Origin of the sequence: Pararhodobacter sp. SW119 (genome assembly GCF_017811755.1) — a bacterium.
GTDB lineage: Bacteria > Pseudomonadota > Alphaproteobacteria > Rhodobacterales > Rhodobacteraceae > Pararhodobacter.
Genome location: NZ_JADDJF010000001.1, coordinates 232,540 through 245,363 on the forward strand (window position 1 = coordinate 232,540; position 12,824 = coordinate 245,363).

At 70.8% G+C, this 12,824-nt stretch carries 10 protein-coding genes and 1 riboswitch; of the genes, 3 read left to right on the forward strand and 7 right to left on the reverse strand.

The window, feature by feature from the left end; translation table 11 throughout:
* Positions 1-670 precede the first annotated feature (670 nt).
* The gene (gene thiB / locus IM708_RS01065; RefSeq protein ID WP_209424446.1) at positions 671-1,672 is read right to left on the reverse strand and encodes a thiamine ABC transporter substrate binding subunit; all 1,002 of its coding nucleotides are present in this window, start codon (positions 1,670-1,672) and stop codon (positions 671-673) included.
* Between the two features lie 38 nt (positions 1,673-1,710).
* Positions 1,711-1,812, reverse strand: a riboswitch (TPP riboswitch).
* A gap of 104 nt (positions 1,813-1,916) precedes the next feature.
* On the opposite strand from thiB, the gene IM708_RS01070 reads away from it, so the two are divergent.
* Entirely contained in the window at positions 1,917-2,234 is a 318-nt protein-coding gene (locus IM708_RS01070; RefSeq protein ID WP_209424447.1) for an antibiotic biosynthesis monooxygenase, read from the forward strand.
* Between the two features lie 8 nt (positions 2,235-2,242).
* On the opposite strand, the gene IM708_RS01075 is transcribed toward IM708_RS01070, so the two are convergent.
* Positions 2,243-3,034 (reverse strand): inositol monophosphatase family protein, encoded by a 792-nt coding sequence (locus IM708_RS01075; RefSeq protein ID WP_209424448.1) that lies wholly within the window; start codon positions 3,032-3,034, stop codon positions 2,243-2,245.
* Between the two features lie 123 nt (positions 3,035-3,157).
* Here IM708_RS01075 and IM708_RS01080 point away from each other — a divergent pair, with 123 nt between their 5' ends.
* Positions 3,158-3,961, forward strand: coding sequence for an alpha/beta fold hydrolase (locus IM708_RS01080; RefSeq protein ID WP_209424449.1), 804 nt, complete (start codon positions 3,158-3,160; stop codon positions 3,959-3,961).
* 172 nt (positions 3,962-4,133) lie between these two features.
* On the opposite strand, the gene IM708_RS01085 is transcribed toward IM708_RS01080, so the two are convergent.
* The 4 genes from IM708_RS01085 to putA form a co-directional block, all read right to left on the reverse strand.
* Positions 4,134-5,225 (reverse strand): ABC transporter ATP-binding protein, encoded by a 1,092-nt coding sequence (locus IM708_RS01085; protein ID WP_209424450.1) that lies wholly within the window; start codon positions 5,223-5,225, stop codon positions 4,134-4,136.
* Positions 5,213-6,934 carry an iron ABC transporter permease gene (locus IM708_RS01090; protein ID WP_209424451.1) on the reverse strand — a complete coding sequence of 574 codons (1,722 nt, stop codon included), beginning with the start codon at positions 6,932-6,934 and terminating at the stop codon, positions 5,213-5,215. Before IM708_RS01090 ends, IM708_RS01085 begins: the two co-directional genes overlap by 13 nt.
* Positions 6,934-7,905, reverse strand: a complete 972-nt coding sequence (locus IM708_RS01095) for an ABC transporter substrate-binding protein (protein WP_209424452.1) — start codon at positions 7,903-7,905, stop codon at positions 6,934-6,936. Before IM708_RS01095 ends, IM708_RS01090 begins: the two co-directional genes overlap by 1 nt.
* 162 nt (positions 7,906-8,067) lie before the next feature.
* Complete coding sequence (gene putA, locus IM708_RS01100; protein ID WP_209424453.1) at positions 8,068-11,514, reverse strand: bifunctional proline dehydrogenase/L-glutamate gamma-semialdehyde dehydrogenase PutA; 3,447 nt, start codon at positions 11,512-11,514, stop codon at positions 8,068-8,070.
* A 122-nt stretch (positions 11,515-11,636) separates the two neighbouring features.
* Here putA and IM708_RS01105 point away from each other — a divergent pair, with 122 nt between their 5' ends.
* The gene (locus tag IM708_RS01105; RefSeq protein ID WP_209424454.1) at positions 11,637-12,098 is read left to right on the forward strand and encodes an Lrp/AsnC family transcriptional regulator; all 462 of its coding nucleotides are present in this window, start codon (positions 11,637-11,639) and stop codon (positions 12,096-12,098) included.
* 100 nt (positions 12,099-12,198) lie between these two features.
* On the opposite strand, the gene IM708_RS01110 is transcribed toward IM708_RS01105, so the two are convergent.
* The gene (locus IM708_RS01110) at positions 12,199-12,786 is read right to left on the reverse strand and encodes an outer membrane beta-barrel protein (RefSeq protein ID WP_209424455.1); all 588 of its coding nucleotides are present in this window, start codon (positions 12,784-12,786) and stop codon (positions 12,199-12,201) included.
* Positions 12,787-12,824: the final 38 nt, after the last annotated feature.

The following is a 12,824-nucleotide window of genomic DNA, read 5'->3' on the forward strand; positions in this document are numbered from 1 at the left end:
TTCCCCGCGGGGAAATAGGAGATCGTTAAGGAACATTTCCCCGAGGGGACATGCGAGGGCGCAGGCGGGCGTCGGATGCCGCGCTGCGGGGCGCGATGGGGGTGGCTCACGACCTCGCGGGATCTCTCCTCAGGGTAATCGGGGCGGGATAGGACGGAGGGGGCGCATTTCCCCACGGGGAATTGGGAAGACGTTGAGGGTTTCCGCGCGGGGACATGGGAGGATGCCGAACTGCATTTCCCCGCGGGGAAATAGGAAATCGTTAAGGCTTTTCCCGCGGGGACATGTGAGGATGCCGGGGTGCATTTTTCCGCGGGGAATTGCGGGGGCGCAGGCGGGCGACGGGTGCCGCGCCGCGGGGCGCTATGGGAGTGGCCCACGACCTCGCGGGATCTCTCCTCAGGGTAATCGGGGCGGGATGGGACGGGGTGGGCGCGTTTCCCCGCGGGGAAATAGGAAGTCGTTAAGGGTTTCCCCGCGGGGAAAGGGGAGGATGCCGGGGTGCATTTTACCGCGTGGAAATGTGGGGGCGCGTGGGGTCGCCGGGCGCCGTGTCGGGGGCAGTCTATGACCCCACGGGATTTCCCCGCGGGGAAATCCCCGCGCCGGATCGGGGCCCGGACCCGGCCCTTGCGGGCGGTCGGAAGGGGCCGGGCCACCGCCGCGCCCGCTATTGCGCCAGCGCGTTCAGCCAGCGGTCGAGCGCGGCATTGCGGATCGCCGCCGCCTCGGCATCCGGGAAGAGGAGCGAGGTGTCGGGCTGGTGCAGCGTCTCGAACCCGTCGGGCAGGCCGGCTTCGGGGGTGACGGCGGGGTACATCCAGTTGGTCGTGGGGATTATCGACTGGAACGCCTCGGACGTCATGAACTCCATGAACTGCCGGGCAAGGTCGGGCTGCTCGGACGACGCCAGCACCCCCGCGACCTCGATCTGCAGGTAGTGCCCCTCGTCGAAGGGGGCGGCGGCCTTGCTGGCGTCGTCCTCGGCGATCAGGTGATAGGCGGGCGAGGTGGTGTAGCTGAGGACCATGTCGGCCTCGCCCTCCAGGAACAGCCCGTAGGCTTCAGACCAGCCGGAGGTCACGGTGAGGATGCGCGGGGCGAGCCCTGCCCAGATCTCGGCGGCCTGCTCGCCATAGGCGGCTTCGACCCACATCAACAGGCCGAGGCCGGGGGTCGAGGAGCGGGGGTCCTGGATCACGATGCTGAGGTCGCTGTCGATAAGTTCACGAAAGCTCGAAGGAGGGTTCGGCAGGCGCTCGCGGTCATGGACGAAGGCGAACCAGCCCCAGTCGAAGGGCAGGAACAGCGGGTCTTCCCAGGCGACCGGCAGGTCCAGCGCGGCCTCCACCCCGTGCGGGGCGAAAAGTCCGGTGGCGGCGGCGCGCGCGGTCAGGTTGGTGTCGAGGCCGAGGACGACATCGGCCGCGGCGCGGTCGCCTTCCAGCTGCAGCCGCGCCAGCAGCGCCGCGCCGTCGCCGACGCCGACCATGTTCAGCCGGCAGTCGCAGACGGCCTCGAACGCCTCGGTCACGGCGGGGCCGGGGCCCCAGTCGCTGACGAAGCTGTCGTAGGTGTAGACGAGCAGTTCGGGGGTCTGGGCCTGGGTGGCCATCGGGGCCGCGGTGGCGGTGGCCGCCAGCAGTCCCGCGGCGAGTGTCGGATAGCGCATGTTTCATCCTCCATCTGCGACGGGCGGGTCGGGGGTGGAGGCGGACCTGTCACCTTCCCTCCGCCGGTCCGAACCGGGTCAGGTTCAACGGGTTCGCGCGACGCATCTCAGCCCGATCAGGGGCACCCCGAGGTAGCCTGAGACTTAACCATCCCGCCGGGACGATCAAGGGGAGGATGCATCGCCGGGCAAAGCGTGCCAGAATGGACGCGCCAGCCTGATCCGCCAGCGAGGAGGCCCCGCCATGCTCGATATTCCTTCCGACGCCCCCGGCCAGACCGTGATTTCCACCTTCGAGATGACGCCCGGCACCTGCACCGACCTGCTGGAGGCGCTGACCGCCGCCTATGACGAGGTGATCCGCCACCAGCCGGGGTTCCTGGGCGCGGCGATCCATGTCAACGACGCGCAGACCCGGATCGCCACCTATTCGCGCTGGACCCGGCGCGAGGATTTCCAGGCGATGCTGCGCACCGCCGAGATGCGCAAGCGCAACCGCGCCATCGCCGCGATGTGTTCACGCTTCGAGCCGGTGCTCTACGAGGTCACGGCGGTTTATTGAGCCGGCGGTCAGGCCGGGTTGCGGATGATCCCGGCGAACTGCTCGAACACCTGCCCGTTGCCGGCCAGGATCAGCTTGCTGTCGAGCGGGTTCTCGGTCGCCGTGCGGCCGGCCACGAAGCCGCCGGATTCGCGCACCAGCAGGATCCCGGCGGCGACGTCCCACGGGTTGAGGGCGCGTTCCCAGAACCCGTCGTAGCGCCCCGCCGCGACATAGGCGAGGTCGAGCGCGGCCGAGCCCCAGCGCCGCACGCCGGCGCAGACCGGCATCAGGCGGCCGAGGTCCTGCAGCGTCGCGGGCAGGGTCGAGCGGCCACCGAAGGGCACGCCGGTGGCGAAGATGCATTCGATCATCTTCGAGCGGCCCGAGACGCGGATGCGCTGGTCGTTCATGAAGGCGCCGAGGCCCTTCTCGGCCTGGAACATCTCGTCCTTGGCGGCGTCGTAGACGACGCCGGCGATGATCTCGCCCTTGTGCTCCAGCGCGATCGAGATCGCCCAGTGCGGCAGGCCGTGCAGGAAGTTTGTGGTGCCGTCGAGCGGGTCGACGATCCAGCGGCGGGTCGGATCGGTGCCCTCGGTGGTGCCGGTTTCCTCGCCCAGCCAGCCGTAGTTGGGGCGGGCGTCCAGCAGTTCCTCGCGCAGGATGCGCTCGGCCTCCAGATCGGCCTTGGAGACGAAGTCGCCCGGTCCCTTGGCCGAGACCTGCAGGTTCTCGACCTCGCGGAAATCCTTGACCAGGCTGCGCCCGGCCCGGCGCGCCGCCTTGATCATCAGATTGAGGTTCGCGCTGCCCTTCATGCCCGGCTCCCGTGGTTTCGCGCGCCCTCATAGGGGGTAAGGCCGGCAAAGGAAAGGGGCGCGGGGAAACCTGTGGGTTGATGGCGCGGCGCGGCGCTGCGATGTTGCGGGCGGAGGCGCGGGATGGTCTGGTTTGTGAAGCTAATTCTCGGCGCGGTGGCGATCTATGCGGTGCTGATCGCGGTGCTGGCGCTGGCGCAGACGGCGCTTCTGTTCCCGCGCTGGGCGATGGGGCCGGGGCCGGATCTGCCGCCGGGCGCCGAGCGGCTGGAGGTGGCGCGGCCGGACGGGGTGGTGCTGGTCGGGCATCGGTTGCGCCCGGCGGGGGGTGCCGAAGGGGCGCCGGTGCTGCTGGGGTTCGGCGGCAATGCCTGGGACGGGGCGGCGATGGCGCGGTACCTGGCGCAGGTCTTTCCCGAGCACGAGGTGGTGGCGTTTCACTATCGCGGCTACGGACCCAGCACCGGGCGGCCGGGGGCGGCGGCGCTGCTGGCGGATGCGGTGGCAATCTTTGACGATCTGGAGGCCGGGCGGGTGGTGGTGGTCGGGTTCAGCATCGGCGCGGGGCCGGCGGCGCATCTGGCGGGCGCGCGGCCGGTGGCGGGGCTGGTGCTGGTGACGGCGTTCGATTCGCTGACCGCGCTGGCCGGCGCGCATTACCCCTGGGTGCCGGTGCGGCTCCTCCTGCGCCACCGGATGGCGCCGGCGGCGGATCTGGCGGGGGCGGATCTGCCGGTGGCGCTGATCACTGCGGCGCGGGACTCGATCGTGCCGGCGGCGCGGACCGAGGCGTTGCGGGCGGCGCTGCGCGCGGGGGCGCCGCGGCTGGTCTTTGACGAGACGGTGGCCGCCGGGCACAACGATCTTTACGGCGAGGCGGCGTTTACGCGGGCATTGCGCGCCGCGGTGGCGGCGGTGGCGGACTGATCGGAAAGCCCGGCGAGGTGGACGTGCGCAAGCTTGAGCAAAGGCGCAAGCCAATGTTTTCATGTAGAAACGTATTTTTTGTCAACCGGATTTTAACCGCCGAGTGCGGGCCTGCGGAGGGAATTCCGTTCATTTCTGCCGGGCTCCCGGCCGGCGCGTCGTCCGGCCCGTTTCAGGCGCGGGGGGTGCGGCGAGCGGGTTGCGCGGGCAGGCTTTCGGTCGGGCCGGGCAGGACCCAGCCGTCGGCGACGCGGATGCGCAGGACGCCGTTGGCGGCGGGGGGATAGGCGGCCTCGGCGCGCAGCAGGACGTCCGGCGTGTCCTCGGGCGAGAGGGTCAGAATGTGCCGGTCGCCCAGCCGCCGGCTGTCGGCGAGAAGCGCCGGAAACCCCTCGGTCGCGGGGTGCAGGTCGGTGCGGCGCAGGCAGGCGCGGGCCGGGCCGGGGCTGAGGCCGTGAGGCGCGCGCAGGATCAGTTCCTGCCCGAAAAGGCGCACGCGGGCGGGGGGGCCGGGGGCGATCACCTCGACCGGGACGATCTGGCCGCGGCCGAGGAATTGCGCGACCGTGGCGCAGGCGGGTTCGCGCCAGAGCCGGTCGGGCGGGGCGAGTTGCAGGATGCGGCCGCTGTCCATCACCGCGATGCGGTCGGCCAGCGCCATCGCCTCGGCCTGGTCGTGGGTGACGTAGAGGATGGTGGCGCCGGTCGCGCGGTGCAGGCGGCGAAATTCCTCGACCATCGTCTCGCGCAGATGGGCGTCGAGATTGGCCAGCGGTTCGTCCAGAAGCAGAAGGCGCGGGCGCATGGCAAGGCAGCGCGCGAGGGCGACGCGCTGGCGCTGGCCGCCCGAGAGGCTTTGCACGCGGCGGTTCTGAAACCCGCCGAGGCCCACGGTTTCCAGCGCCTGGGCCACGCGGGCGATGCGCTCGGACGCGGGCAAGCGTCGCACGCGCAGCCCGTAGCCGACATTGCCCGCGACATCCATGTGCGGCCAGAGGGCGTAGGACTGGAAGACCATGCCGATCTGGCGATCCTCGGGCGGGACATGCAGGCCGGGGGCAGAGACGGGGCGGCCGTCGAGGCGGATTTCGCCGGTGCTGGCGCGCTCGAACCCGGCGATCAGGCGCAGGAGCGTCGACTTGCCGCAGCCCGAGGGGCCGAGCAGGGCGAGAAACTCGCCCTCGGCTATCTCCAGCCCGACGCGGTCGAGGATCTGCGCCCCGCCGGCGGTGAAGCCCAGATCGGCGATGGTCACGACTGCCATGGCAGCACTCCTTCCGGCAGGCGGCGGGCAAGAAGCGAGATAGCGCCCGCCAGCGCGAGGACCACGGCCAGCACCCAGACCGAGACCGCCGCCGCCATGGTCGTTCGCCCCTCGTCATAAAGCGAGAAGATGACGACGCCCAGAGTCTCGTTCCCGCGCGACCAGAGAAGCGCCGAGACGGTGAGTTCGGAAAAGGCGCCGAGGAAGACGAGGATCGCGCCGGCCCCGGCCGCCGGGGCGACCAGTGGCAGGACGATGGTGAAAAGCCGACGCAGGCCGCGGGCGCCGACGTTGCGCGCGGCTTCCTCCAGCGCCGGGTCGAGCTGGGCGAGGGCGGCGACGACCGGGCGCAGGGCCAGCGCGAAGAACCGCGCGAGATAGGCCAGAAGCAGGATCCAGAGCGTGTTGTAGAGGCTGATGCCGAGAAGCGGCAGCGGCGGCAGGAAGGTCAGGATGAAGGCGATCGAGAGCACGATGCCCGGCAGCACATAGGGCGCGTCGGCGGCGAGGTTGAGAAGCCGTGCGGTGCGCGAGCCGCGCGCCATGAGCCAGGCGAGCGGAATGGCGGCGGCGAGCGTCAGGGTGGCGGCGAGCGTGGCCAGCGTCAGGCTGTTGACGAAGGCGCGCCGGGTCGTGCCGAGGCTGGTCACCACCTCGATCAGGTTCGAGAGCGTCGCGGTGGCGGGGGTCAGCCGCACACCGACCGAGGGGACCAGCGCCTGCGCGCCGAGCGCGGCCAGCGGCAGGAGTGCGATCAGCGTCATCAGCGCCCAGGCCGCCGCGGTGACCGGTCCGCGCGCGCGCCCCAGCGTGAAGCCCCGGTGGCCGCCGGCGGTGCGGTCGGTCGGCACGGCGAAGCGGCGCAGCGCGAAGGCCTGCAGGGCGATGCCGGTGGCGGCGATGCCGGCGAGGATGAGGGCGAGTGCTGCGACCTCGGGCAGGGCGGTGGGGCCGAAGCCCGAGAGGCGCTGGTAGATCAGCGTCGAGAGGACCGGGAAGCGGCCGGGAATGCCCAGCAGCGCCGGCACGCCGAAATTGCCGATGGCCGAGACGAAGGCGAGCGCGGCGCCGGCCGAGGCGGCGGGCAGCATCAGGGGCAGGACCACCCGGACCACGGTGCCCGAGGGGCGCGAGCCGGCGGCGCGGGCGGCGTCGATCAATTCGCCCGGCAGCGCGCGGAGGCCGGCGCGCAGGGCCAGAAAGACCATCGGCGCGTGTTCGATGCCCATGACGAGGATCACGCCTTCGCGGCCCAGCAGCGGGTTGCGCGTGGGGCGGAGCCCGTCGAGCCCCGGCAACGCCCAGAGCGGGCTTTGCGGGCCGATCAATGACAGCCATGCCAGCGCCGAGACCTGCGGCGGAATCAGAAGCGGCAGGATCAGCAGGAAGACGAGCGCGACGCGCCCGCGCACGTCCGTCAGGCTGACCAGCAGCGCCATGCCGCCGCCAAGGAGCGTCGACAGGGCCGTGGCCCAGAGGGCGGCGTCGAGCGTGTTGAGGGTCGCGGTGCGCGCGGCGGGGCTGGCCCAGGTCTGCGCCAGAAGCCCCGCGCCCTGGGTCACGCCGCCGTCGAGGACCAGCGCCAGAAGGCGCAGCAGCGGCAGGACGCAGAGGCCGAGGACGTAGACGCCGAGGGCCGCGAGCAGCAGCGCCTCGGCCGAAAGGGCCGGGCGCCAGCCGGCCAGCCTGCGCGCGGCGCCCGGGGTCATCAGCCGCCGAAAAGCTCGGCGAAGCGGCGCTTGATGTCCTCGGACTGCTCGAGCAGGAGCGCGGGATCGGCCTGGATCACGCGGAACTCGGTGTCGGGAAAGCTGGCGGGGCGGCCGACATCGGCGCGCAGCGGCAGGTAGCCCTGTTCGACGGCGAAGCGCTGGCCTTCCTCGGACAGCTGCCAGTTGACGAAGGCCTGCGCGGCTTCGACATTGGCGGCGGTCGACAGGATCGCCACGGGTTCGGTCACCGCCGTCACGCCCTCGTCCGGGAAGACGAAGGCAATGGGCGAGCCGTCGGCCGCGGCGTTGAGGGGCATGAAATCGACGATGATGCCGTAGTCCGCCTCGCCCGTGGCGACGGCCGAGAGGACGCCGCCGTTGCCGCGCCCGGCCAGCGCCCCGCCGGTGGCGAGCGCCTCGACATAGTCCCAGCCGAAGCCGTCGGTCGCCGCCAGCGTGCCGACATGGATCATCGCGGCGCCGGAATAGAGGGGGCTGGCCATGGTCAGGCGACTGGCGATGGTGGGGTCGGAAAGTTCGGCCCAGGTGGTCGCGGGGTCGGTGACGCGTTCGGTGTTGTAGGCAAAGCCGGTGGTGATGAGCTTGGTCGAGAAGTAGGTGCCGTCGGCGTCGTGGAGGGCGGGGTCGGTGCCGTCGGTCACGGCGTCGGGGAAGGGGAGCAGGCGGTCTTCGGCCTTCAGCCCCTCCATCACCACGGTATCGGCGATCAGCAGGACATCAGGCTGCGGGTTGCCGGCGGCGAATTCGGCCTCGAGCCGGTTCATCACCTCGGTCGTGCCGGAGCGGAAGTAGTCGACCTGGATGTCAGGGTGGGTTTCGTTGAAGCGCGTGACCAGCTGATCCATCTGATCGCTGGGGGTCGAGGTGTAGATGACCAGCGGGCCGGATTGGGCCAGCGCGCCGCCGGCCAGGGCGGTGGCGGCGAGAGCGAGAAGAAGCGTGCGCATCGGGGTCCCCTTCGTGGTTCCTGTGGATGGCGCGGTGGTAGGCGCATGGCATGACAGGCCGATGACAGCCGCGTGCGTGACGGCGCGCGGGGTGGTCTGGCGCGTTCTATACGCGCCGGGGGGCAAGCTGCAAGGCTGCCCCCCGGGTATCGGCGAGGTTGTTCAGTCCGACACGGCGGCCAGAAGCTGCGCGTTCCCGCCCGAGGCGGTGGTGTCGACGCAGAGATGGCGTTCCGTGAGGACATGCGCGCGGTCGGGCATCGCGGTGATCAGCGGCAGGATCGGCCCCTTGCGACCGGCCAGCGCAGTGGCGAGGTCGCGCGCGGTGTCGGTATCGCCCCACCAGATCGCGGCCGAGAACCCGGTCGCGCGCGCCAGCCAGTCGGCGGGCACGGTGCCGCCGGCGGCGATGGCCCGGCCGCCCAGCATGCGCACGGCCTCGACCTGCGCGGCTTCGGCCGCCCGGCCGGGGCCGAGGCAGAGGACGGGCGCGCGCGGGCTGAGCTGGAGGCGGTTCGATTCGCCGGTCGGGCCGGGGAGGTCCAGCGTCTCGACCACCGCGGCCGCCGGGGGCTTGGCGAGTTGGCGTTCGAGCGCGGAGATATCCGCCGAACCTGCCGTGTCGCCTGCCGATGCGGAGGGCGTGGCCGGGGCGGGCGCGGCCAGGCGCGGCACGTAGTCCGGCCCGCCGGCCTTGGGGCCGGTGCCGGACAGCCCCTCGCCGCCGAAGGGCTGGCTGCCGACGACGGCGCCGATCTGGTTGCGGTTGACATAGAGGTTGCCGACGCGCACCGCCTCGACCACGTCCTGCACGCGGTCGTCGATGCGGGTGTGCAGCCCGAAGGTCAGCCCGTAGCCGCGCGCGTTCACGTCCGCTATGACCTTTGCGAGGTCCTTTGCCTTGAAGCGGGCAAGGTGCAGGACGGGGCCGAAGATCTCGCGCGCGAGGTCCTGGATGCCGCTGACGCGGACGACGGCGGGGGCGACGAAATGGCCTTCGGCCGGGGTGTCGAGTTCCTTCAGCACGCGCCCCTCGGCCCTAGCCTTGGCGACATAGTCGGCGATGTCCTGCCGGGCGTCGGCGTCGATGACCGGGCCGACATCGGTGGGCAGGTGCCAGGGGTCGCCCAGCTTCAGCTCTTCCATCGCGCCGAAGAGCATGTCCTGCAGGTGGCCGGCAACGTCTTCCTGCACGTAAAGGCATCTGAGCGCCGAGCAGCGCTGCCCCGCCGACTGGAAGGCCGAGGCGAGGATGTCGCGCACCGCCTGTTCGGGCAGTGCGGTCGAGTCGACGATCATCGCGTTCAGGCCGCCGGTTTCGGCCACCAGCGGCGCGCCGGGATCAAGGTTTGCGACCATCGCCTTGCGGATCGCCTGCGCGGTCTCGGTCGAGCCGGTGAAGACCACCCCGTCGACGCGCGCATCCGAGGTCAGCGCCGCGCCAACCTCGGCGCCTTCGCCGGGCAGAAGCTGGAGCGCGGTGGCGGGGACGCCGGCGCGGTGCATCAGCGCGATCCCGGCGGCGGCGATCAGCGGGGTCTGTTCGGCGGGCTTGGCGAGGACCGCGTTGCCGGCGGCCAGCGCGCCCGCGATCTGGCCGGTGAAGATGGCCAGCGGGAAGTTCCAGGGCGAGATGCAGGTGATCCGGCCGCGCGGGCGCATGCCTTCGGTGATGCGGGAGGCGTAGTAACGCAGGAAATCCACCGCCTCGCGCAATTCGCCCACCGCGTCGAGCTGGGACTTGCCGGCCTCGCGCGAGAGGATCGCGAAGATGCGGCCGTAGTCTTCCTCGTAGAGGTCGGCGACGCGGTTGAGTACCGCTGCGCGCTCTGCCGCCGGGGCGTCCCAGGGGCGGGCGGCGTCGAGCGCTGCCGCGACATCGGCGCGCGTGGCCTGCGTCACCTCGCCCACGATGTCGTCGGGGCGGGCGGGGTTTCGGGCGGTATAGGTCGCGCCGCCTTCGGCCTTCGCGGCAAGGATCGGGGCGGCGGTGAAGCGCTGGTCGGCGAAGGGCGTGCGCGCGACGTCTATCGCCTGCAACTCGGGCCGGTCGGTCAGATCGAAGCCCTTGGAATTCGGCCGCTCGGGCGCGAAGAGGTCGGGGCCCGTGCGGATCGGGCGCGGCTTGCGCGCGGCGTAGGTGTCAAACGGGCAGGCGGCGACGGTTTCGGGCGGGACGGCGTCATCGACGATCTGGTTGACGAAGGACGAGTTCGCGCCGTTCTCCAGCAGGCGCCGGACGAGGTAGGCGAGAAGGTCGCGATGCGCGCCGACCGGGGCGTAGATGCGGCAGCGGGTCTTTTCGCCCTCCAGCACCAGGTCGTGCAGGCGTTCGCCCATGCCGTGCAGGCGCTGGAATTCGAAGGCGCGCTTGTCGGTTCCCATGCTGCGCGCAAGGTCCAGAACGGCCGCGACGGTGTGGGCGTTGTGCGTGGCGAATTGCGGATAGATGCGGTCGACCTTGGCCAGCAGGTTGCGGGCATTGGCGATGTAGCTGACGTCGGTCGCGGATTTGGCGGTGAAGACCGGAAAGCCCGGCAGGCCCAGGACCTGGGCGCGCTTGATCTCGGTGTCCCAGTAGGCGCCCTTGACCAGCCGGACCATGACCTTGCGGTCCAGCCGTTCGGCCAGCGCGTGCAGCCAGTCGATCATGGCGCCGGCGCGCGGCCCGTAGGCCTGCACGACGACGCCGAAGCCGTTCCAGCCGGCGAGGTTTTCGTCGGCCAGCACCGCGGCGATCACGTCGCAGGAGAGCGCCAGGCGGTCGGCCTCCTCGGCGTCGATGTTGAAGCCCATGCTGCGTTCGGCGGCCATGCGGGCAAGTTCGGTCACGCGCGGCACCAGTTCGTCCATGATCCGGTCGCGCTGGGCTTCCTCGTAGCGCGGGTGCAGCGCCGAAAGCTTGACCGAGATGCCGGGATTGGCGCGGATGTCGCCCTTGGTCGCGGCCTTGCCGATGGCGCGGATCGCCTGCGAATAGGCGTCGAAATAGCGCTTGGCGTCGTCACCGGTGCGCGCCGCTTCGCCCAGCATGTCGTAGGAATAGCTGTAGCCCTTCGCCTCCATCCCCTGGGCGCGGCGCATCGCGGCCTCGATGGTTTCGCCCAGCACGAACTGGCGGCCCATCTCCTTCATGGCGCGGCCGACGGCGGTGCGGATGACCGGCTCGCCCAGCCGCTTGACGGCGGCGCGCAGGTTGCTGGCGACGCCCGGCTCGCCCTCGTCCAGGACGCGGCCGGTGAGCATCAGCGCCCAGGTCGAGGCGTTGACCAGCGACGACGACGAATGGCCCAGGTGCTTGCCCCAGTTCGACGGCGCGATCTTGTCCTCGATCAGCGCGTCCATGGTCAGCGAGTCCGGCACGCGCAGCAGCGCCTCGGCCAGGCACATCAGCGCGATGCCCTCGTCGGTCGAGAGGCCGTATTCGGCCAGAAAGACCTCCATCAGGCCGGGGCGCGCGCTGGAGCGGATGCGGCGGACGAGGTCCGCGCCGGCCGCGGCGATGCGGGCGCGCGCGGTGGCGTCAAGGGCCGCGGTTTCGATCAGGGTTGCGACGCAGGCGTCCTCGTCGCGCGGGATGGCATGCAGGATGGCGTCGGGAAGGGGCAAGGCAGCACCGTTTTGTCTGTGGGGTCGATCTTCCGTAGCTTACCGCGAGATTTTAATTCCCGTTTCCCGATTCTGCCCTAAGTTCGGCGTATTCGCCTGCAGTTGTCAGGAAAGGCAGTTCAATGTCCCGCGACGCCATCGACGATTTCGACCGCGCGATTCTGCGCATCCTGAAGCAGGAGGGCCGGCTGAGCGTCACCGAACTCGCCGGGCGGATCAGCCTGTCGAAATCGCCCACGCAGGCGCGGCTGAAACGGCTGGAGCGCGAGGGCTACATCACCGGCTATCAGGCGCTGGTCGATCATGCGAGGCTGGGCAACGACCATATCGCCTTTGTCGAGGTCAAGCTGTCCGATACGCGCGAGGTGGCGCTGAAGGCGTTCAACGCCGCCGTGCGCGCCACGCCCGAGATCGAGGAGTGCCACATGATCGCGGGCGCCTTCGACTACCTGCTGAAGGTGCGTAGCGCCGATATCCAGAACTACCGCGCGATCCTGGCCGAGCGGATCTCGATCCTGCCGCATGTCGCGTCGACCTCGACCCATGTCGCGATGGAATCCGTGAAGGAACAGGGCGGGCGGTGACCGCTTCGGGGCTGGCCCTGGAACGAAAAAAAACGGCAGCGCGGGCTGCCGTTTTCTATTCTTGTGCCGAAGGGCTGGCGGTTTTTGCCGGCCCGGTCGTTCAGAACCGGAACGAGACGCCCACGGTCACGCCGGTGCTGCGCACGTCGGTGCTGCCGCCGAAACGGCCGTGGTTGACTTCACCGGTCAGGATGACGTTGTTCTGCAGCAGGTGCGAGGCGCCGACGCCGACCAGCCAGCCGTTGCTGCTGCGGCTTGCGCCGCCGCCGACCGGCTTGTGTTCGACATGGGTCAGGCCCAGCGAGCCGAAGCCCCAGGTGTTGCCGGCCGGGCCGAACTTCGGACCGGCGCGCAGACGCGCGGCTGCGCCCCAGCGAACTTCGCGGTTGGCGATTTCCTGATTGAAGCCCGGGGCGATCGACAGTTCACCACCGGCGACCCAGTCACCCAGGTCGTAGTTGTAGCCGGCATGCAGCGCCGCGGCGCCATCGGTCGAGCGGCCGCCGTTCCAGGTCGTGCGCGCCACACCGGCGGTCACGCCCAGGTAGGGGCCGGTCCAGTCGATGCTGGGGGCCATCGGGGCCGGCGCCACCACCGGGGGCTCGGCCATCGGGGCCGCAGCACTGCCGGCGAAGGCGGCGGGCGCGGCCAGGAGGGCGGCGGCAGTCAACGCGATCAACTTTTTCATCGTTACACTCCTTCAAGACGTGACGCGGCCAGCAGGGA